Origin of the sequence: Sphingomonas sp. LT1P40 (assembly GCF_036663835.1) — a bacterium.
In the GTDB taxonomy this organism is placed as follows: domain Bacteria; phylum Pseudomonadota; class Alphaproteobacteria; order Sphingomonadales; family Sphingomonadaceae; genus Sphingomonas.
In genome coordinates, this window is sequence record NZ_JAXOJT010000002.1 from 1,037,686 (window position 1) to 1,056,734 (window position 19,049).

21 protein-coding genes are annotated in these 19,049 nt (G+C 66.1%); 9 read left to right on the forward strand and 12 right to left on the reverse strand.

Translation table 11 applies throughout. From position 1 onward, the window contains the following. Positions 1-32: 32 nt before the first annotated feature. The 4 genes from U1702_RS16655 to U1702_RS16670 form a co-directional block, all read right to left on the reverse strand. Positions 33-2,786, reverse strand: a complete 2,754-nt coding sequence (locus tag U1702_RS16655) for a [protein-PII] uridylyltransferase (protein WP_332726292.1) — start codon at positions 2,784-2,786, stop codon at positions 33-35. Positions 2,787-2,959: 173 nt separating this feature from the next. Next, positions 2,960-3,508, reverse strand: a complete 549-nt coding sequence (gene grpE, locus U1702_RS16660; RefSeq protein WP_332726293.1) for a nucleotide exchange factor GrpE — start codon at positions 3,506-3,508, stop codon at positions 2,960-2,962. 19 nt (positions 3,509-3,527) lie between these two features. Beyond that, positions 3,528-4,571, reverse strand: a complete 1,044-nt coding sequence (gene hrcA / locus U1702_RS16665; RefSeq protein ID WP_332726294.1) for a heat-inducible transcriptional repressor HrcA — start codon at positions 4,569-4,571, stop codon at positions 3,528-3,530. 31 nt (positions 4,572-4,602) lie between these two features. After that, entirely contained in the window at positions 4,603-5,106 is a 504-nt protein-coding gene (locus U1702_RS16670; RefSeq protein ID WP_332726295.1) for a DUF6438 domain-containing protein, read from the reverse strand. Positions 5,107-5,205: 99 nt separating this feature from the next. Here U1702_RS16670 and rph point away from each other — a divergent pair, with 99 nt between their 5' ends. The 3 genes from rph to U1702_RS16685 all read left to right on the forward strand — a co-directional run bounded on the left by rph (position 5,206) and on the right by U1702_RS16685 (position 7,822). Further along, positions 5,206-5,922 (forward strand): ribonuclease PH, encoded by a 717-nt coding sequence (gene rph, locus U1702_RS16675; protein ID WP_332726296.1) that lies wholly within the window; start codon positions 5,206-5,208, stop codon positions 5,920-5,922. After that, positions 5,919-6,548 carry an RdgB/HAM1 family non-canonical purine NTP pyrophosphatase gene (gene rdgB / locus U1702_RS16680; protein WP_332726297.1) on the forward strand — a complete coding sequence of 210 codons (630 nt, stop codon included), beginning with the start codon at positions 5,919-5,921 and terminating at the stop codon, positions 6,546-6,548. Before rph ends, rdgB begins: the two co-directional genes overlap by 4 nt. Before the next feature lie 158 nt (positions 6,549-6,706). Continuing rightward, positions 6,707-7,822 carry an extracellular catalytic domain type 1 short-chain-length polyhydroxyalkanoate depolymerase gene (locus tag U1702_RS16685; protein ID WP_332726298.1) on the forward strand — a complete coding sequence of 372 codons (1,116 nt, stop codon included), beginning with the start codon at positions 6,707-6,709 and terminating at the stop codon, positions 7,820-7,822. Here the strand turns inward: U1702_RS16685 and U1702_RS16690 are convergent. Beyond that, the gene (locus U1702_RS16690) at positions 7,819-8,373 is read right to left on the reverse strand and encodes a CAP domain-containing protein (protein WP_332726299.1); all 555 of its coding nucleotides are present in this window, start codon (positions 8,371-8,373) and stop codon (positions 7,819-7,821) included. The two genes, U1702_RS16685 and U1702_RS16690, sit on opposite strands and share 4 nt — an antisense overlap. Positions 8,374-8,424: 51 nt before the next feature. Between U1702_RS16690 and hemW the strand changes: the two genes are divergently transcribed. Further along, positions 8,425-9,552 (forward strand): radical SAM family heme chaperone HemW, encoded by a 1,128-nt coding sequence (gene hemW / locus U1702_RS16695; RefSeq protein ID WP_332726300.1) that lies wholly within the window; start codon positions 8,425-8,427, stop codon positions 9,550-9,552. Here the strand turns inward: hemW and U1702_RS16700 are convergent. Beyond that, positions 9,549-10,751: a penicillin-binding protein activator gene (locus U1702_RS16700; RefSeq protein WP_332726301.1), complete on the reverse strand. Its 1,203-nt coding sequence runs from the start codon at positions 10,749-10,751 to the stop codon at positions 9,549-9,551. The genes hemW and U1702_RS16700 overlap by 4 nt on opposite strands. A gap of 12 nt (positions 10,752-10,763) precedes the next feature. On the opposite strand from U1702_RS16700, the gene rsmI reads away from it, so the two are divergent. The 3 genes from rsmI (at position 10,764) to gshB (ending at position 13,147) form a co-directional block, all read left to right on the forward strand. Then, complete coding sequence (gene rsmI / locus U1702_RS16705) at positions 10,764-11,600, forward strand: 16S rRNA (cytidine(1402)-2'-O)-methyltransferase (RefSeq protein ID WP_332726302.1); 837 nt, start codon at positions 10,764-10,766, stop codon at positions 11,598-11,600. A 174-nt stretch (positions 11,601-11,774) separates the two neighbouring features. Continuing rightward, entirely contained in the window at positions 11,775-12,146 is a 372-nt protein-coding gene (locus tag U1702_RS16710) for a YraN family protein (protein ID WP_332726303.1), read from the forward strand. A 47-nt stretch (positions 12,147-12,193) separates the two neighbouring features. Beyond that, entirely contained in the window at positions 12,194-13,147 is a 954-nt protein-coding gene (gene gshB, locus U1702_RS16715; RefSeq protein WP_332726304.1) for a glutathione synthase, read from the forward strand. Here the strand turns inward: gshB and U1702_RS16720 are convergent. Then, positions 13,144-13,641 (reverse strand): GAF domain-containing protein, encoded by a 498-nt coding sequence (locus U1702_RS16720; protein ID WP_332726305.1) that lies wholly within the window; start codon positions 13,639-13,641, stop codon positions 13,144-13,146. The genes gshB and U1702_RS16720 overlap by 4 nt on opposite strands. Before the next feature lie 44 nt (positions 13,642-13,685). On the opposite strand from U1702_RS16720, the gene U1702_RS16725 reads away from it, so the two are divergent. Continuing rightward, positions 13,686-14,282 carry a DedA family protein gene (locus U1702_RS16725; RefSeq protein WP_332726306.1) on the forward strand — a complete coding sequence of 199 codons (597 nt, stop codon included), beginning with the start codon at positions 13,686-13,688 and terminating at the stop codon, positions 14,280-14,282. Here U1702_RS16725 and gloB read toward each other — a convergent pair. The 5 genes from gloB to U1702_RS16750 are packed head-to-tail and all read right to left on the reverse strand — an operon-like array spanning position 14,279 to position 18,072. After that, positions 14,279-15,007, reverse strand: a complete 729-nt coding sequence (gene gloB / locus U1702_RS16730) for a hydroxyacylglutathione hydrolase (protein WP_332726307.1) — start codon at positions 15,005-15,007, stop codon at positions 14,279-14,281. The genes U1702_RS16725 and gloB overlap by 4 nt on opposite strands. Beyond that, positions 15,004-16,101 carry an NAD(P)H-dependent flavin oxidoreductase gene (locus U1702_RS16735; protein WP_332726308.1) on the reverse strand — a complete coding sequence of 366 codons (1,098 nt, stop codon included), beginning with the start codon at positions 16,099-16,101 and terminating at the stop codon, positions 15,004-15,006. The genes gloB and U1702_RS16735 overlap by 4 nt, the downstream gene beginning before the upstream one ends. Positions 16,102-16,105: 4 nt before the next feature. Beyond that, on the reverse strand, positions 16,106-16,555 hold the full coding sequence (locus tag U1702_RS16740) for a VOC family protein (protein WP_332726309.1): 450 nt from the start codon (positions 16,553-16,555) through the stop codon (positions 16,106-16,108). 48 nt (positions 16,556-16,603) lie between these two features. Then, positions 16,604-17,347, reverse strand: coding sequence for a tetratricopeptide repeat protein (locus tag U1702_RS16745; RefSeq protein ID WP_332726310.1), 744 nt, complete (start codon positions 17,345-17,347; stop codon positions 16,604-16,606). Beyond that, entirely contained in the window at positions 17,344-18,072 is a 729-nt protein-coding gene (locus tag U1702_RS16750) for an alpha/beta fold hydrolase (RefSeq protein ID WP_332726311.1), read from the reverse strand. The genes U1702_RS16745 and U1702_RS16750 overlap by 4 nt, the downstream gene beginning before the upstream one ends. Before the next feature lie 55 nt (positions 18,073-18,127). Between U1702_RS16750 and U1702_RS16755 the strand changes: the two genes are divergently transcribed. Further along, on the forward strand, positions 18,128-19,021 hold the full coding sequence (locus U1702_RS16755) for a tyrosine recombinase XerC (RefSeq protein ID WP_332726312.1): 894 nt from the start codon (positions 18,128-18,130) through the stop codon (positions 19,019-19,021). The last annotated feature ends 28 nt before the right edge of the window (positions 19,022-19,049 follow it).

A 19,049-nucleotide genomic window follows, 5' to 3' on the forward strand; every position in this document is an offset into this window, starting at 1 on the left:
TCTCTCCCACCGGTCAGGCCGGGTTTATCAGGTCACGCCGCGTTCGAGAACTCGCCATGTCCGATCGCCGCATCCAGCATGCGCCGTTCCAGCGATTTCAGCCGCAGCACGGCGTTGATCTTGTCGCCGGTCAGATCGGTCACATAGAATGTATCGACCGCACGCTCGCCATAGGTGGCGACGTGCGCTGAATGGATCGTCACCTTCGACTGGAACAGCGCATAGGCGAGGTGGTGAAGCAGCGCCGGGCGGTCGCGCGCGTTGACTTCGATCACGGTGAAGCGGTTCGACGCCTTGTTGTCGATCAGCACCGCCGGTTCGATGTTGAAGGCATCGGCGCGCAGTCGGGGCAGCGGCTTAGCCGCCAACCGCTCGGTCAGCTTGGCGCGATTGGCCAACGCGTCGGCGATTCCGACCTCGATCCGCGCAAGCTGGCCTGAATCGTCGAACGGGCGGCCCAGCGGGTCCTGAACGAGGAAATTGTCGATCGCCATGCCGTCACGCGTGGTGTGGATGCGCGCGTCGATGATGTTGCCGCCCGCCGCGTGGATCGCGCCTGCGATGCGATAGAACAGTCCGGCGTGATCCGAAGCATAGACGGTGACCAGGGTCGCGCCGCGATCGGGATAGACCGTCGCTTCGACCGACAGATTGGCATCGCCGACTCGAGCGATCAGCCGTGCATTGCGTTCGATCACATCCTCGGGCTCGGCCACCCAATAGGCATCGGGCATGCGGCGCATGAAATCTGCGACCGCACCGGCATTCCCGGCACCGACCGCTGCCGTCAGTACTTCCTGCTTGATTGCGATGCGTTCGTTGCGGCCCTTTTGCTTGTGGCCGAGCCGCAGCACTTCTTCCGCACTGTCGTACAAATTGGTGAGCAACTGCCGCTTCCACCCATTCCACACGCCGGGGCCGACCGCGCGGATATCGACGATGGTCAAGACGAGCAGCATCATCAGCCGTTGCGGCGATTGCACGACATCAGCAAAATCCAGGATCGTTTTGAAGTCGGACAGGTCGCGCTTGAACGCGGTGGCCGACATGAGCAGGTGCCAGCGCACCAGCCACGCGACGGTCTCTGTCTCCGCCGCGCTCAGCCCGAGCCGGGGACACAGTTTGATCGCAATCTCCGCGCCCAATACCGAGTGATCGCCGCCGCGCCCCTTGGCGATGTCGTGCAGCAGTACCGAGACGTACAGCGCGCGGCGCGATGCGATCTGGTCGAGGATGCCAGTCGCCAGCGGATGATCGTCGCGCTTGTCGCCCTTCTCGATGCTGGCCAGCAGACCGACCGCGCGAATGGTGTGCTCATCGACGGTGAAGTGGTGGTACATATCGAACTGCATCTGCGCGACGACGCGGCCGAAATCGGGCACGAACTGGCCGAATACGCCCGCCTCGTTCATCCAGCGCAGCACGGTTTCGGGATCGCGCGGCGAGGTCAGCACGTCCATGAACAGGGCGTTGGCGCGGGGATCGTTACGCTTGTCGGCGATCAGTTTCGCATCGCGCGCGGCGGTGCGCATCGCCAGTGGATGCACCTCTAGCCCGTGCAAATCGGCCAGCGCGAACAACTCGACCAGCCGCACCGGCTCCTCGGCGAAAAAGTCGTCGCGTGGCAGCGCAAGGCGTCCGCGATCGAGCACGAAGCCCTTCAGCTTGGCGGGCGAGCGGCGGATGCGGGGCAGGCCGAAGCGGCTGCCGCGTGCCGCGAATTTCTCGTCCAGATGCGCCAGGAACACGCCGGTCAAATCGCCGACCATCTTCGCCTGCAGAAAGTAGAAGTGCATGAAGCGCTCTACCTTCGACTTGCCGGGCCGGTCGGCATAGCGCATGCGCTCGGCGATTTCGCGCTGGAAGTCGAAGGTCAGCCGGTCCTCACCGCGTCCCGCGAGATTGTGCAGGTGACAGCGCACCGCCCACAGGAAATTCTCCGCCCGCCGGAACTGGCGATACTCCAGTTTCGTCAGCAATCCCGCGCCGACCAGTTCGCCCGGCTCAGTCACATTGTAGGTGTACTTGCCGATCCAGAAGAGCGTGTGGAGGTCGCGCAGCCCGCCCTTGCCCTCCTTGATATTGGGTTCGACGACATAACGGCTGTCGCCCATTTTGCGGTGCCGCTCGTTCCGTTCGTCCAGCTTCTGTGCGATGAAGGTGCGGGCGCTGTCCTTCTGCACTTCGTTGCGGAAACGCGCCGCCGCCTCGTCATACAAAGCGGTGTCGCCCCATACATAGCGCGCTTCGAGCAGCGCGGTGCGGCTGGTCACATCCGCTTTCGCCTCCCGCACCATTTCGTCGAGCGAGCGCGATGAGTGGCCGACCTTCAGCCCCATGTCCCATAGCGAATAGAGCATCGATTCGATGACCTGCTCGCTCCAGCTGGTCTGCTTCCACGGGGTGATGAAGCCAATATCGACATCGCTGTACGGCGCCATTTCGCCGCGCCCGTAGCCGCCGACCGCGAGCAGCACCATGCGCTCCGACGTGCTGGGGTTGCTGTTGGGATAGAGCCGCGCCAGCGTGAAATCCCACAGCACGCGCAGCAGTTGGTCCATCAGGAACGCACCGCTCGCCGCGCTTTCATGGCCCTTGGCAGGGTGTTCGATCAGCCGCCGGGCAATTTCCGCGCGACCCACTTCGAGCGCCGCTTTGAGCCGCAGTGCCGCCGCCTGTCGCAGCCGCATCGTGTCCGGCGCGTCGAGCGCAGCAAGCTCATCGGCCAGCGCCCGCCGATCGACGATCGCGCGACGGTGAGGGACGGAGTCAAAGCGCGCGGACATGGGAGCGCAGATAGGGGAAGCGGGGGCGGTGCGCCATAGTTCAATCCTTCCCCGCCAGAGGGAGGTGGCGCGAAGCGACGGAGGGGGGGAACCCCAGCCGCCGATGGTCTGGCATCCGCCCCCTCCGTCAGCCTACGGCTGCCACCCCCCCTTGCGGGGGGAGGATTTGATGATCAATCCGCCTTCTTCGCCACGCCGACCAGTGCGGGACGCAGCAGCCGATCCTTGATCATGTAACCCGACTGGATTTCCTGCACGATCGTGCCCGGCTCGGCTTCGGCGGATGGCATTTCCATCATCGCCTGATGGCGGTTGGGGTCGAGGGTTTCGCCAAGTGCCACGATCTTCGAGATGCCGTGACGGCCGAACACGCTGTCCAGTTCGCGGCCGGTGGCTTCGAGACCGACGACCAGCCCCTTCCACTTTTCGTCCTCGCGCAAATCCTCGGGGATCGCAGCGAGCGCGCGCGCGAGGTTGTCGGCGACCGAGAGGATGTCGCGGGCAAAACCGGTGGCGGCATAGGTGCGCGCATCCTCGGCCTCTTTCTGCGCGCGGCGCAGCAGGTTTTGCGCCTCGGCCCGGGCATAGAGCGTGGCGGAGCGCGATTCGGCCAGTTCGGCCTCAAGCTCGGCGACGCGGTCATGCTCGGCGACTTCGGGGGCTTCGTCCGCGGTTTCCTGACGGAGATCCTCGGGCGCTACGGTCTTTTCGTCTTCGGTCATAAGTCCTGTTTTCTACACTTCAGGTGAGGAGTCTGGCGAGCGTTGCCGCCGTGAAATCCACCATGGGCACGACGCGCGCATAGTTCAACCTTGTCGGCCCGATCACGCCGACCACGCCGACCACGCGACCGTCCAAGGCACGAACCGGCTTTGCGATCACCGACGATCCGGACAGGGCGAACAGCTTGTTCTCGCTGCCGATGAAAATGCGCGTCGCCTCCCCCTCGCGCGCGCTGTCGAGGAGGCGGGCGATTTCCTCCTTGCCCTCCAGCTCGTCGAGCAGCTGGCTGACGCGGTCGAGATCGTCGGCGGCGGCGCTGTCGAGCAATCGCGCCTGGCCGCGCACGATCAGCACGGGGCGGTCGTCGCCATCCTGCGACCAGATCGCCAGCCCCTGCTCGACCAGCGCGCGCGCCGCGGTGTCGAGCGCGGCGCGTTCGCTGCGCAATTCGCGTTCGATCTTGGCGCGGGCTTCGCTCAGCGTAAGGCCGCCCAGCGTTGCGGTCAGATAGTTCGCCGCCTGCTCCAGTGCGGCGGGGGGCATGGCTGCGGGCAGGGTGACGACACGATTCTCGACCGACCCGTCGGCACCGACCAGCACCGCCAGCGCGCGATTGTCGCCGAGCGGCACGAAGCCGAATTGCCGCAGCACGCGCTCCGCCTTTGGAACCAGCACCAGGCCTGCGCAGGCGGACAGGCCGGAGAGCGCGGCGGTGGTGTTGGCCAGTGCATCCTCGACCGGTCCCCCGGCATCGGCGCGTGCGGTGATCGCGGCGCGTTCCTCGGCGGAGGGGGCAGCCGCCTGCATCATCCCGTCGACGAACAGGCGCAAGCCTTGCTCGGTCGGCACGCGCCCCGCGCTGGTGTGCGGGGAGGCGAGCAGTCCGAACTCCTCCAGATCCTGCATCACGTTGCGAATCGACGCGGGGGAGAGGTTGAGCGGGGAGACGCGCGAAATGGTGCGTGACCCCACGGGCTGACCCGCCTCCAGATACGAATCGACGACGATGCGGAAAATGTCGCGCGCGCGGTCCGTCAGCTCATGGATGGGGGGTGTGGTCACACCGACCCATGTAGCGTGCCGCACGCGCGCCTCAAGGGCGCTCGCCCAGCAGCATGCTCAGCGGCAACAGGTCGGGGGCGTTGCCGAGCGCATCGGCCATCGCGCGGTGCGTTTCGCGGTCGCAGCCGAAATAGAGATAGAGGCGGTCGGCCTTGCTGCCCTCGCCCCAGCGCACTTCGACACCGGGCATGTCGGTTGCGGCGCGGGCGCATTCGGCTGTGCCGGGTTCGATCCGCCGCTCACCCTTTGGCCGATAGGGCGCGAGTGCCGCCTTGAACGCCGCCAGTTGTGCGGGCGTGACCGGGAAGTTCGCGGTGCCGGTGAAGCGGGTATGCGCGGTGCCGGTGAACAGGCCGGATTGATCGCCGCGCAGCTCGACCTTGAACACCGGGCAGGGGCCCTTGCAGGCAAAGGCGGCGTAGAAGATTTTCTCGGGCTGCGGTGCGAGTGGTGGCGTTGGGTCGGCGGGTCGCGGGGTGCGTGCGCATGCCGACAGCGCCAGTCCTAGCAATACGACCAATCCCAACCGCTTCATCGTCACGCTCCACCGGCCATTTGACACAGACCGCCGCAGAGACTGGCGCGTTCCGCTCGTGCCGTCTAGGTGCTGCCGCCAGACCCAAGGAGATTCCCTATGCGCCCAAGCGGCCGCGCCCCCGACCAGATGCGTGAAATCACGATCCAGCCTAATTTCACCGTTCATGCCGAAGGCTCCGTCCTGATCGGCTTTGGCGATACCAAGGTGCTGGTGACCGCGAGCATCGAGGACCGTATTCCGCCGTGGATGCGCGGCAAGGGCGAGGGCTGGGTCACTGCCGAGTACGGCATGCTTCCCCGCGCGACGCATACGCGCGGCTCGCGTGAGGCGGCGAAGGGCAAGCAGTCCGGCCGCACGCAGGAAATTCAACGGCTGATCGGACGGTCGCTGCGCGCGGTGACCGATTTGAAACTGCTGGGCGAGCGCCAGATCACGCTCGATTGCGACGTGCTCCAGGCGGATGGCGGCACCCGCACCGCGTCGATCAGCGGGGCGTGGGTGGCGTTGCGCCTCGCCGTGGACAAGCTGATGGCGTCGGGCCAGCTGACCGCCGACCCGATCCAGCAGCAGGTCGCGGGCATCAGCTGCGGCATCTACAAGGGCATTCCGGTGCTCGACCTCGATTATCCCGAGGATAGCGACGCCGATGCCGACGCCAATTTTGTGCTGCTCGGCGATGGCAAGATTGCCGAGGTTCAGGCGACCGCCGAGGGTGCGACCTATGACGAGGAAGGGCTGCTCCGTCTGCTCCGCCTCGCCCGCATCGGTTGCAACGACATTTTCGCAGCGCAGTTGAAGGCGACCGGGCGGTGAGCGGGGAGGGCCGCGATCCGCAGGCGATCCGCAAGCTGCAACCGGGCAAGTTGGTTATTGCCAGCCATAATGAGGGCAAGGTCCGCGAGATCAAGGCGCTGCTCGCGCCGTTCGGGATTGAGCCGGTCAGCGCGGCGTCGCTCGACCTGCCGGAGCCGGAGGAAACCGGCACCACCTTCGTCGCCAATGCCGAATTGAAGGCATTGCAAGCGGCGGACCTGTCCGGCCTGCCCGCGCTCGCCGACGACAGCGGGCTGTGCGTCGAGGCGCTGAAGGGCGATCCCGGCATTTTCTCCGCACGCTGGGCCGGGCCGTCGAAGGACTTCGGCGTGGCGATGGAGCTGGTCGAGAAGGCGATCGCCGATACCGGGCCGGATGCGTCGCGCGATGCGCATTTCGTGTGCGCGCTCGCGCTGGCGTGGCCGGACGGGCATGTCGAGTGGTTCGAGGGGCGCGTCGACGGGACGCTCGTTTGGCCGCCGCGTGGGAGCAACGGTTTTGGCTATGATGCGATGTTCCTGCCGAACGGGCATGAACAGACCTTCGGCGAAATGGACCCCGAGGCCAAGCATGCGATGAGTCACCGCGCGGACGCGTTCGGACAATTGGTTGCGGCGGTGTTCTGACGTTACAGCATGGCGATGGCCCGCCGAGTTTATATGAGGCAAACGGGCAATTTCATTCACCACTGCGAGAATTAATGCTGCACCGCAGCAACTCGTGATGATATGATGCGTTCTAAAGCTGTTCGGCCATCTCGGCTCACCGGCTGCAGGAGCGCCTTATGCAACCCCTTTCCGAAACCATCGCACGTTTGGCAAAGCTGCGCGCGCAGCCGATGCATGCGTCGGGTTCCACCGCTACCCGGCTAACCGAACTGGTCGATTTCGGCTCCAACCCGGGCGCACTGGGGGCATATTACCATGTGCCGGAGGGGGCGGCGGCGTCCGCGCCGCTGGTCGTCGTACTGCATGGCTGCACGCAGAATGCGGCGGGCTACGACCTGGGGTCGGGCTGGTCGCAGCTGGCCGACCGACATGGTTTTATCGTGCTGTTTCCCGAACAGCGCCGCGCGAACAATTCCAACCTGTGCTTCAACTGGTTTGAGCCGGGGGACAGCCGCCGCGACATGGGCGAACCGCTTTCGATCGTTCAGATGATCGACGAGGTCGCCAAGCGTCACGGCGTCGATCGGTCGCGCATCTATGTCACCGGCCTGTCGGCGGGCGGAGCGATGGCATCGACGATGCTGGCAACCTATCCGGACCTGTTTAGCGGTGGGGCGATCATTGCCGGTCTGCCATTCGGATCGGCCGCCGGCGTGCCACAGGCGCTGGAGCGGATGCGGGGTCGTGGCGAGCCCAGTTCGGCATCGCTGGCTACCGCGATCACGGCGGCATCTTCGCATCGTGGGCCATGGCCGACAGTCTCGATCTGGCATGGCACCGCCGATCACGTCGTCGCGCAATCGAATGCGGACGCCATCCTGCAACAATGGCTGGCGACGCATGGCATCGCACCCGATCCTGACCGGACAGATAAGGTGGACGGCTTTCCGCATCGCGTGTGGAACGATGCCGACGGACGACCCGTGATCGAGGATTATCGGGTGACCGGCATGGGTCATGGCACGCCGCTGGCCGCCACGGGCGAGCAGGCCTGCGGGCAAAGCGGGCCGCATATGCTGGAGACGGGGATCTCATCGACGCGGCATATCGCGGCGTTCTGGGGTTTGCTCGACAATGCCTCTTCGCAAATCATCGATGCCGCGCCGCCAACGCCGCCGCGCGCGAAGGCCGTCCCGCTGAAAAGGATCGAGCCGGAACCCGCCAATAGCAATGCGGCCGGGGTCGGCAAAGTGATCGAGGATGCGCTGCGGGCTGCGGGTCTGATGCGTTAAAGTGCCTTCTGCCCCCACACATTCCCGGCCGCCAGATAGCGGCACACCAGATAATCGTCGCGTTTGTTGCTGGCAAAGCCACAGCCGACGCGCGTCGTGCCCCGCCACACGATCTGGGTATAGTGGCCGACATCGGCGAATTTTCCCGTCCGGCTGACGTTCGGGATCGCGGCGTTCACGAAATGCCGCCGCTCGTCGATCCAGTGTTGCGCCATCTCGTCATAGCGATAGGCGCCGCGCGTGCCGGTCCACAGATTCTCGCCTTGGGGCGGATTGCCGCGCGGTTGTTTTGAATGCTCGAACTTGCCCCGTCGGGCCAGCTCCTTCGCATAACCCTCGGCATCGCGGGCCAGGGCGTCGTCCCAGATGAGTTCGGGGACGCGTGCGGACGCTCGCGCAGTGTTGTGCATCGTCATCATCGCGGTTTGCATACGCTCGGCCCCGCGCGCCGCGTCACCCTCGAACGGGCGTTGCTCGACAAATCGTTCCGGTGGGGGCGCTTCCTGCTGCGGGGAGCAGGCGGCGAGCAGGAGGAGGGGTAGCAACAGCATTTTTCGGTCCATCTTCCGAAATGTCCCGAACACGCCCATAGCGCGGACAAGATGAACCGTTCCGATCCGCTCGCGCTCTACGTCCACTGGCCGTTCTGCGTGTCCAAATGCCCCTATTGCGATTTCAACAGCCATGTCCGCGAGGTGGTGGATCAGGCGGCGTGGCGCAAGGCGCTGCTCGCCGATCTGGCGCATGAGGTGGCGTTGCTGCCGGGGCGGCGGCTGGGGTCGATCTTTTTTGGTGGCGGCACGCCATCGCTGATGCCGCCGGAGACGGTGGCGGCGGTGATCGACGCGGCGACGGCGGCGTGGACGCCGGTGGACGGGCTGGAGATTACGCTGGAGGCGAACCCGTCCTCGGTCGAGGCGGCGCGATTTGCGGATCTGGCGGCAGCGGGCGTCAACCGGGTGTCGCTGGGGCTACAGGCGTTGCATGACGATGCGCTGGTGTTTCTCGGTCGTGCGCACGGGGTGGATGAGGGGCTGGCAGCGCTGGCCACGGCGCAGCGGCATTTTGGGCGGGTGAGCTTCGACCTGATTTATGCCCGGCCCGGCCAGAGCGTCGCGGCGTGGCAGGCGGAACTGGCGCGCGCGTTGACGTTCGGGACCGAGCATCTTTCGCTCTATCAACTGACGATCGAGCCGGGCACGCGCTTTGCCACGCTGGCGGCGAAGGGGGCGCTGACGATTCCCGACGACGATAGCGCCGCAGATCTTTGGGATGTGACGCAGGCGCTGACCGGGGCGGCAGGGTTGCCGCTATACGAGGTGTCGAATCATGCGCGTGCCGGCGCGGAGAGTCGCCATAACCTCACTTACTGGCGCTATACCGATTATGCCGGGATCGGTCCCGGCGCGCACGGGCGACGGGGCGGCTTTGCCACGGTTCGCCATAAGAAGCCGGAGAACTGGATCGGGGCGGTGGACCGCAACGGTCACGGCACGCAGGAGGAGAACGCGCTGACGGCGTCCGAACGCGTGACCGAACGACTGGTGATGGGCCTGCGGCTGGCGGAGGGGATCGGCCTTGCCGGGATCGACGCACGTAATCTGGACGATGCGGCCATCGCGCGGCTGGAGTCGCACGGACTGATTGCGCGCACCCCCGATCGCCTGCGCGTTACTGCGGCAGGCATGCCGGTGCTGGAGGCAATTTTGCGCGAGGTCGTGCGGACCTAGCGTCCGCCAAACCCGGCAGGCGCGGGCGAGACCGTCACGGTCGTGCCGCCGCGAATCTCCTGCACCTCCAGCGCACGTTCCGCGACGCCGTCACGGTCGAAACGGAACAAGCCGTCAAGGCCACCGAACCCGATACGATCGGTCAGCCGCGCGGTCGGGAACGCATCGCCGGGCCGCCAGTCGCGCGCGATGCGCACAGTCAGCAGAACGGCATCATAGCCGAGTGCCGACAGTCGATAAGGCGCTGCGCTGAAGCGTGCGCGATATTTGCCGGCATAGGTGCGGTAACGGGTGTCGGACACGCTGGCGAACCATGCGCCGTTGAGCGCGGTCAGCCCGCCCACGCCCGAATCGCTGTTCCACAGCTCCGGCCCAAGCACCCGCGCCGTGGGATTGACCCGACGGATGCCGGGAATCGCGGTCACCGCGCCACTGGCGCTGTCGGCGATCAGCACCGCCTGAAATGGCGAGCGCCCGATTTTCGCAATCGCCTGATTGAGCGCGCCCGGAGCGCGGCTGTAATTCTCGAGTGAGATGACCCGGCCCCCGGCCCCCTCGACCGCGCGGAGGAATGCAGTCGACGCACGCTCGCCGTAAAGGCCGCTGGGCATCAGGCCGGCAAATTCGGTAATTCCGCTTCGCCGGGCATAATCGACGACGCGCTCGATCGACTGGGCCGGGGAATAGCCCATGATATAGGTGCCGTTGCCGGCCACCCCGGTGTCGTTGGAGAAGCTGAGCACCGGCACGCCCGCACGGCGCGCGATCGGGGCGACGGCGCGCGCATCTTCGGCCAGCAACGGCCCGAGAATCAGCTTGTTGCCATCGGCCACGGCGCGCTGGGCAGCGGCGGCGGCACCGGTGGCGGTGTCATAAGTGGTGATGCGGACACCCTCCGCCTTGGTATCCAGGATCGCCAGCTGCGTGGCGTTGGCTAGGCTGCGGCCCACCCCGGCATTGCTGCCCGACAGTGGGACGAGCAGCGCGACGCGGTGCCGTGCAGTATCTTCTTCGGGCAGGCCGGGGCGAACCGGGATGGCGGGTCCGGGGCGAGTCGGGGCGGCGGGGCCGGGACGAACCGGCTCCGGCGGCGGGCCGGACGGACGCACGCAGGCGGAGATCGCCAGTGCGCCCGCGATCACCATCCCGCGAAGCAGGACGCCAATGCGTCGTTGCGGTTTCAGTGCTGCCTCTGCCATGACGTGTCCCCAATGGATTCTATTCTCGCGCCCGGCCTCTATATCGTCGCCACCCCAATCGGCAATCTTGGCGATCTGTCTCCGCGCGCCGCTGAAATACTCCTGAACGCCGATGTGGTTGCGGTTGAGGACAGCCGTGTGACAGCCGGACTGTTTCGCCATCTGGGGGCGAAACGCCCGATGACGCCGTATCACGATCACAATGCGGAGGGTGTTCGGCCCGGTCTGGTGGCGCGGATGGGGCGGGAGGCGGTGGCGTTGGTGTCAGACGCCGGAACGCCGCTGATCTCCGATCCGGGGTTCAAGCTGGTGCGCGATGCGCGGGCGGCGGGGCATCTGGTGGTGACGATTCCGGGGCCGTGCGCGGGGATTGCCGCGCTGACGCTGGCAGGGCTGCCGACCGACCGGTTTTTGTTCATGGGTTTTTTGCCGTCGAAGCAGCAGGCGCGGGCAGAGACGATTGCCGAAGTTGCCGCGATTCGGGCGACGTTGCTGTTCTATGAGAGCGGGCCGCGTCTGTCGGCGGCGTTGACGGCGCTGGCCGAGGGGCTGGGGGACCGCGAGGCGGCAGTGGCGCGGGAGATCACCAAGAAATTCGAGGAATGCGTGACGGGGTCGCTGAGCGAACTCGCCGCGCGCTATGCCGACGCGCCGCCGCGCGGGGAAATCGTTATCGTCGTCGCCCCGCCGGGGGAGGCACCGGCTGCGACGGCGGAGGATGGCGACGCCGCGCTGGCCGAGGCGCTGACCCGGCTCCCTGCGTCAAAGGCGGCGGGGGAGGTGGCCAAGAAGCTGGGGCTGGATCGTCGAGAACTATACGCGCGGGCGATGGCGATGAAGGATGAGTGAAATAGGGGGCAAGCCTCGCCGGCTCAGTCCGTTGCTGCTTCTAGGAATGCTGACCTTTCCTCCCGTTTTCTGCTGGCTTCTTCTGCGCAAGGGATACGGCGTATCGCTGCGAGTAGCCGGATTTATCTATGCTGGCGTCTTTTTCGCGATCGGCCTTCTCGGACAGGCCAGTCCTTGAATCGCGGCCGAAATTCCTCTGACCGCCGCGCTGCCGAGCAATCGGGCCGCGATGGCGAGACTCGGGCTGCCTGGTATCTCCGGTTACGCGGGTGGCGCATCCTTGACCGGCGGGTGCGCACGGCGGCGGGCGAGGTCGATCTGGTGGCGAAGCGCGGCAAGCTGATTGCGTTCGTCGAGGTGAAGGCGCGGCGGACCGAGGCCGAATTGGACTTTGCGATCGATGAGCGGCGGCTGGCGCGGGTAGCAGCGGCGGCGGAATTGTTAATGCCTAAATATGCGACGAATGGGGAGGATATCCGGGTGGACGTGCTGTTGCTCGCCCCTGGCGTGCGGCCCCGGCACATTGAGAACGCCTGGATCGGGTGACATTCGGTGCCGGCGTCCCTACCTGCCGCCCATCACAGGAGGATCGCTTGCCCCTTAATATCGCCGTCCAGATGGACCCGCTCGATTCGATCAATATCGCGGGCGATTCGACCTTTGCGCTGATGCTGTCGGCGCAGGCGCGCGGGCATCGGCTGTTCCATTATGCCGCCGAAGATTTGAATTATGCCGATGGCCGGGTGTGGGCGAAGGCTTATCCGGTGACGGTGCGGCGGATCGAGAAGGATCATTTCAGCTTTGGCGACCCGGTCAGCCTCGATCTGGGCGACGAAGCGGACGTCGTGCTGATGCGGCAGGACCCGCCGTTCGACCTGGGCTATATCACCGCCACGCATCTGCTCGAGCGGATCGCGGACAGGACATTGGTGGTCAACGATCCCGCAAGCGTGCGCAATGCGCCCGAGAAGGTGTGGGTGCTCGACTTCGCCCGGTTCATGCCGCCGACGCTGATTACCCGCAGCGTCGATGAAGCGCGGGCGTTTCTGGCCAAGCATGGCGCGATCGTGGTCAAGCCGCTGCACGGCAATGGCGGCAAGGCGATCTTCAAGATCGACAGCGACGGCGCCAATCTGTCGTCGCTGATCGAGGTGTTCAACACGGCTTACCGCGAACCGCATATGGTGCAGGCGTTCCTGCCCGACGTGGCGAAGGGCGACAAGCGTATCGTGCTGGTCGACGGCGTGGTCGCGGGCGCGGTCAACCGCGTGCCGGGGGAGGGCGAAATCCGGTCGAACCTGGCGGTTGGCGGCACGGCGGCGAAGACCGAACTGACGGCGAAGGAGCAGGAAATCTGTGAGGCGCTGGGGCCGGAGCTTAAACGTCGCGGGCTGATCTTCGTCGGGATCGACGTGATCGGCGGTGAGTGGCTGACCGAGATCAATGTGACGTCGCCGACCGGCATCGTTGCGATCGACCGGTTCAACGGGACGGATACGAGCGCGATGATCTGGGACGCGATCGAAGCACGCGTCGCGGCGCGCTAGGCCTGATCTTGACCTTCGACACTGCGCCCGGATTGGCGGCCGAGTTCGTGCGCAATGGTTTGTGCCATCGCCTCGACCTGCACCATCACGTCGGCCAGCCGGACTGTGGTTGCGACCGGGTCGATCGCGCAGAGGGTGCCAAAGAAATTCCCGTCGGGGAGAACGATGGGAACCGAGACATAGCTCTCAAAGCCGTAGAGAGCAGGAATAGGATGTCGGCGCCATTCCGTGTCGAGCGACACCTGATCGATGAACACGCTGCGTCCGCTCTCCCGGATACCGTCGCAGATCGTGGTCTTGATATCGAGTTCGTCGCCGGGATTGAGGCCGAACTCGACTCGGTCGAGTACCTGGCATGCCACCCAGCGTTCGCTTGTGACATGCGCGATTGCGGCGAAGCCCATGCCGGTAACGCTGCACACCTCTTCGAGCAGCGCCTCGACGGAGGGGATGCGTTGGACACGCTGCACTTCGGGCTGATAAAACAACTCCATAGCCGGGCATCCTATCGGCATCGCCGTGCGTTTGCGAGCTTCACGTGACCGAATTCATCCTGAATCTCATCGCATGGGGCGGTTACATCGGCATATTTTTGCTGATGGTGATCGAGAATGTGTTTCCGCCGATCCCGTCGGAAGTCATCATGGGTTTCGGCGGCATGGCGGTCGCGCGGGGCGATATGGCGATGGTGCCATTGCTGATTGTCGGGACCGCCGGAACGACGGTGGGTAATCTGTTCTGGTACGGGGTCGGGCGCTGGATTGGTACCGAGCGGCTGAAGCCGTTCGTCGACCGGCATGGGCGCTGGCTGACCTTGTGCTGGGAGGATGTCGAGAAGCTTCAGCGTTTCTTCAATCGGCATGGCGGCTGGGTGGTGTTCGTGTTCCGCTTTCTGCCGACGTTTCGCACGATGATCTCGCTGCCGGCGGGCATGGCGAAGATGGGGTTGCCGCGTTTCCTGTTGGCGACCTTTGCCGGGAGCGCGATCTGGAACGCGGTGCTGGCCTATGCCGGACTGCTGCTGGGGTCGCGGTTCGAGCAGTTGCAGGATTATGTCGGGCCGGTCGCGATTGCGGGCACGGTGGTGATCGTGGTCGCGTATCTATGGCGCGTCGTGACCTGGAAGCAGCGCTAACCGCGAAAATTGTCCTTGGCCGTGCGGCGCTCGGCGAGTTGCTCGATGCTCTCGGCACGCATGAACGGGTTGGTGGCGCGTTCGAGCGCGATGGTTGTGGGGACGGTGGGCAGGCCCTGCGCGCGCATCCGGTCGACCTCAGCCATGCGTTCGGCGAGCGCTTCGTTGTCCGGCTCCGCGACCAGCGCATAGCGGCCGTTCGACTGGGTATATTCGTGCGCGCAATAGACGGCCGTGTCGCCCGGAAGCGCGGCCAGCCGTTGCATATTGGCAAACATCTGCGCTGCCGTCCCCTCGAACAGCCGCCCGCAGCCCATTGCGAACAGCGTGTCGCCGACGAAGGCGATGTCGGAATCGGCGATGTAATAGGCGATATGTCCGGCGGTGTGGGCGGGCACCTCGATCACAATTGCTTCGTGCACGCCGAGCATAACATGGTCGCCCTCCGCCACCAGCCGGTCGGCGGTCGGGATCTTTGCAGCTTCGGCGGCGGGCGCGATCACGGTGCAGCCGGTGGCTTGCTTGATCGCCGCGTTGCCGCCGGTGTGATCGGGGTGCCAGTGGGTGTTCCAGATCGCCGAAATCCGCCAGCCACGCGCCTCCGCCGCCGCCAGCACCGGCGCGGCCTCGGCGGGATCGACCACGATTGTCTCGCCCGAGACGTCGTCATGCGCGAGCCAGATGTAATTGTCGCTGAGCGCGGGGATGCGGAGAACTTCGATCATCCGCCCAACTCTAGCCGCATGAAGGCCTCGCGCGCCAGCCATTCGGTCAGCGCTTCGGCACCCGTGGGCAAGTGATAGGGCATGTGGCCGCTAACGGACGCACCTTGCCCCGCCCATAGAGGCGAATAATCGCCGCGACCGTCCGCTTCCGCAATTCGCCTGAGTTCAGCGAGGGCGGCGGACGCATAGGGAAAGGGCGGCGCGTCGGGATGGACGGGTCCGATGGCGTCAATCAGGCGATTGCGGACGCCGCGCGCGAGACCGCCGGAGAAGAGGTTGGTGACGACGGTTTCGCCGTCCAGCGCAGCGCGATGTGCGGCGGAAATGGTCGCTTCATCGGTGCGCAAATAGAAGCTGCCGAGCTGCACCGCCGATGCGCGCATGGCGAAGGCGCCTGCGATCGCGTCCGGATCGCCGATCCCGCCCGCCGCGATGACCGAAAACAGGCAGGGATTGCCGATTTCCTGCACGATCCGGCTGAGCAGCGCCATCGTGCCGACAGGCCGGTAGCCGTTGAGGAAATAGCCGGCATGACCGCCGGCCTCGAATCCCTGCGCAATGATCGCGTCGACATCGCTCTCGTAAAATAGCCATTTGGCCTCAGCGACCGTGGTGGCGTTGCCGAAGATCACCGCGCCCGCCTTGCGCACGCGCGCCAGCAGCGCGGGTTCGGGCATGCCGAAATGGAAGCTGACGATCTCCGGGCGGACCTCTTCCACAACCGCACACATCGCGGCGTCGAACGGCATGCGCAGCGGCGGTGGCACGGTCGGCGGACCAACACCTTCGGCTTCGTAAAAGGGGCGGAGAAGCGCATGCCAGGCGCGCTCGTCGGGGGGTGGGGCGGGTTGGTGGCAAAAGAAGTTGAGGTTGATCGGCCCCGTGGCCTGCGCACGAACTTCGGCGATTTGTGCCCGGACCTCGTCGGGTGTCAGCATCGCACAGGGCAATGAGCCGATCCCGCCCGCCCGGATTACCGCCGCCGCCAATGCGACGCCGCCAGCACCCGCCATCGGCGCCTGAATGATCGGGAGCCGCGCGCCGGTCATGCGCAGGAAATCCTGGATTTCCCACTCCGACCGGATCGCACCCATGATCTTACCAGATGCCCGTGTTCGGCATCGATGCCCAGGGTTCGGCGGGGTCGAGATGGCCGTCCTGCAACAGTTCGACCGAGATGCCGTCCGGGCTGCGCACGAATGCCATATGGCCGTCGCGCGGGGGGCGGTTGATCGTGATGCCCGCGTCCATCAGCCGCTGGCAGGTGTCGTAGATATTGTCGACGCGATAGGCGAGGTGGCCGAAATTGCGGCCGCCGGTATAGTCTTCCGGTGCGCTGCCGTCCTCGGCGGGCCAGTTATAGGTCAGTTCGACTTCCGCGCTGGCGCGGTCGCCCTGCGCGACATCCTCGGGCGCGGCGAGGAAGATCAGCGTGAAGCGGCCTTTCTCGCTCTCCATTCGCCGCATCTCTTTTAGCCCCAAAAGCTCGAAGAAGCGGACGGTGGCGTCGGGGTCGGCGACGCGGATCATGGTGTGGAGATATTTCATGCCCTCAAAGATAGGGGGCGAAGCGTGAGAGTCTATTCCCCCGGGGCGTTATTCCGGCGCGGCGAACTGTTTGAGCGCGGCGCGCGCGGCAATGCCCTGTTCGGTGGCGGGGGCGAGTTGGGCAGCCTTTTCCCATGCGGTTTTTGCGGCCGGTTCGTCGCGGGCGAGGGCGAAGATGTTGCCCGCTTCCAGCTGGACCGAGGCGTCGTCGGCGGCGCGGGTCAGCGCCTCGCGGATATGGCGCTGCGCGAGCGGCAAGTCGCCGGTCTTGCGCGCCAGCGTGGCGGAGAGCAGCCAGGTCATCGGATCGGTCGCGGCCTTCAGCACCGCCTGATCGAGATCGGCGCGCGCACCGCCCAGATCGCCCGCGGCGACCAGCGCGCGGGCGCGGTCGAGATGTGCTTCGCCCAACTCAAGCCCGGTCAGCGCGCCGGTGGCCAGCGCGGCGTCGAGCGCGGCGCGCGCCTTGACCGGATCGGCGGCGGCGAGCCAGGCATTGCCCGCCTGCGCCCAGTATTTCGAGCCGCGCACGTCGCGGGCGACCTCCGCCTCCCGCGCCGCCGTCTCGAACGCGGTGGCAGCGCTGATCCAGCGGCGCTGGCTGGCATAGGCCATGCCGAGACATTGCTGGGCGAGGAAGCGTCCGCCCGCCAGCTTCCAGCGTTCGGCCTCGGCGATGCCGCGCACCGGATCGCCGATGCCAAGCTCTACGCAATCTTCCCAGCGTTGCAGGTCAGGGGAGGGCGGTCCGGCAACCGGGGCGGCGGTCTGGGCAAGCAGGAACAGGATCATGAGCGGGCGACGAGGTCCTCAAGGGTGCGCAAAATCAGGGCGATGTCCTGCGGGCGCGACAGGCGGTGGTCGCCGTCCTTGACGAGGATCGTCTGCACATCATCTGAACGAAGCAGCCCGGCGAGCGTCATGCTGCGCGCCCACGGCACGTCGGGGTCGCGCTGGCCGTGGATCAGGCGGGTCGGCATGTCCAGATCGATGGACCCATGCATCAACCGGTTAGCCTCGCCCGAGGTCCAGAAGGCGCGGGTGGTGACGGTGGGTTCGGGGGCATAGGCCGAGGGCTGCTCAAGCCGCCCCTCGGTCAACAGCGTCATCTTTTGCGGCTGAGTGAAGCCCCAATCGGTGAAGTCGGGCGCGGCGGCGATGCCGACGAGTCCGGCGATGCGGTCGGGTCGGGCCTTGGCGACCAGCAGCATGATCCAGCCGCCCATCGACGATCCGACCAGTATCACCGGCCCCTGAATCAGCTCATCGATCAGCAACAGGGCGTCGTCGCGCCAGCTGGTCAGCGTCTGATCCTCGAACGCGCCTTCGCTCTGGCCGCAGCCCGCATAGTCGAAGCGCAGAAAGGCGCGACCGTTCGCGCGCGCCCAATCCTCGATCGCCAGCGCCTTGCTCCCGCTCATGTCGCTGGCATAGCCGGGGAGGAACAGGATGGTGGGGCCGGTGCCCTGGCTGTGGTGAAAGGCGATGCGGATGCCGGCGGATTCGGTGTCGCTCATTTTGTGCCTTTAGATGGATTTTGCGTGCGATTGAACCTGGCGATAGGGTCGGGTGATGGATGAACGCCCGTTACCTTTGTTGTTTGCCGAGCATCTGGCGCGGGACCGGCGGCGGTCGGCGCATACAATTCGGGCGTATCAGGGTGCGGCGGTTCGGCTGGTGGCGTTTCTGGGTGGGCATTGGGGTGAGAGCGTCACCCGTGCGGCGCTGGGCCGGGTAAGCGCAGCGGATCTGCGGGCGTTTCTGGCGCATCGTCGCGGCGACGGGTTGCAGAATATCTCGGCAGCACGCGAACTGTCGGCGGTGCGGGCGTTCCTGAAATTCGCGGGCGGGGATGAGGCCGACATTCCCCGGTTGCGCGGGCCGCGCGTAAAGCGGGGGGTGCCACGCCCGATTGCGCCGGACGAGGCAGTCGCGCTGGCCGAGGAGGTGGCGGAGGATGCGAGCGAGCCGTGGATCGGCGCGCGCGACCTGGCGGTGCTGTTGCTGCTTTATGGTGCGGGGCTGCGCATCGGGGAGGCGATGGCGCTGACCGGCGCGGTACTGCCGCTGGGCGAGACGATCCGGGTGACGGGGAAGCGCGACAAGGTTCGGATCGTGCCGTTGCTGCCGCAAGTGCGGGCGGCGGTTGAGGATTATGTGCGGCTATGCCCCTATGGCACGGCAACGGGCGAGGCGCTGTTCCGGGGTGCACGCGGCGGGCCGCTGTCGCCCGCCATCATCCGGCGATCGGTGCGGGTGGCGCGGGTGCGACTGGGGCTGCCGGAGCGGACGACGCCGCATGCTTTGCGCCACAGTTTTGCGACGCATCTGCTGGGGCGGGGCGCGGATTTGCGCGCGCTTCAGGAATTGCTGGGGCATGCCAGCCTGAGTTCGACGCAAATTTATACGGCGGTCGATGCGTCGCACCTGCTCGACGTCTATCGCAATGCCCATCCGCGTGCGTGACGTGTCGTCCGCCACGCGATAGGGAACC

Excerpts from the sequence above, each read along its gene's own strand:
- U1702_RS16655 (WP_332726292.1), bottom strand. The coding sequence starts at position 2,786 with ATGTCCGCGCGCTTTGACTCCGTCCCTCACCGTCGCGCGATCGTCGAT.
- grpE (WP_332726293.1), bottom strand. The coding sequence starts at position 3,508 with ATGACCGAAGACGAAAAGACCGTAGCGCCCGAGGATCTCCGTCAGGAA.
- U1702_RS16670 (WP_332726295.1), bottom strand. The coding sequence starts at position 5,106 with ATGAAGCGGTTGGGATTGGTCGTATTGCTAGGACTGGCGCTGTCGGCA.
- rph (WP_332726296.1), top strand. The coding sequence starts at position 5,206 with ATGCGCCCAAGCGGCCGCGCCCCCGACCAGATGCGTGAAATCACGATC.
- U1702_RS16685 (WP_332726298.1), top strand. The coding sequence starts at position 6,707 with ATGCAACCCCTTTCCGAAACCATCGCACGTTTGGCAAAGCTGCGCGCG.
- U1702_RS16690 (WP_332726299.1), bottom strand. The coding sequence starts at position 8,373 with ATGCTGTTGCTACCCCTCCTCCTGCTCGCCGCCTGCTCCCCGCAGCAG.
- hemW (WP_332726300.1), top strand. The coding sequence starts at position 8,425 with ATGAACCGTTCCGATCCGCTCGCGCTCTACGTCCACTGGCCGTTCTGC.
- U1702_RS16700 (WP_332726301.1), bottom strand. The coding sequence starts at position 10,751 with ATGGCAGAGGCAGCACTGAAACCGCAACGACGCATTGGCGTCCTGCTT.
- rsmI (WP_332726302.1), top strand. The coding sequence starts at position 10,764 with ATGGATTCTATTCTCGCGCCCGGCCTCTATATCGTCGCCACCCCAATC.
- U1702_RS16720 (WP_332726305.1), bottom strand. The coding sequence starts at position 13,641 with ATGGAGTTGTTTTATCAGCCCGAAGTGCAGCGTGTCCAACGCATCCCC.
- gloB (WP_332726307.1), bottom strand. The coding sequence starts at position 15,007 with ATGATCGAAGTTCTCCGCATCCCCGCGCTCAGCGACAATTACATCTGG.
- U1702_RS16735 (WP_332726308.1), bottom strand. The coding sequence starts at position 16,101 with ATGGGTGCGATCCGGTCGGAGTGGGAAATCCAGGATTTCCTGCGCATG.
- U1702_RS16740 (WP_332726309.1), bottom strand. The coding sequence starts at position 16,555 with ATGAAATATCTCCACACCATGATCCGCGTCGCCGACCCCGACGCCACC.
- U1702_RS16745 (WP_332726310.1), bottom strand. The coding sequence starts at position 17,347 with ATGATCCTGTTCCTGCTTGCCCAGACCGCCGCCCCGGTTGCCGGACCG.
- U1702_RS16750 (WP_332726311.1), bottom strand. The coding sequence starts at position 18,072 with ATGAGCGACACCGAATCCGCCGGCATCCGCATCGCCTTTCACCACAGC.
- U1702_RS16755 (WP_332726312.1), top strand. The coding sequence starts at position 18,128 with ATGGATGAACGCCCGTTACCTTTGTTGTTTGCCGAGCATCTGGCGCGG.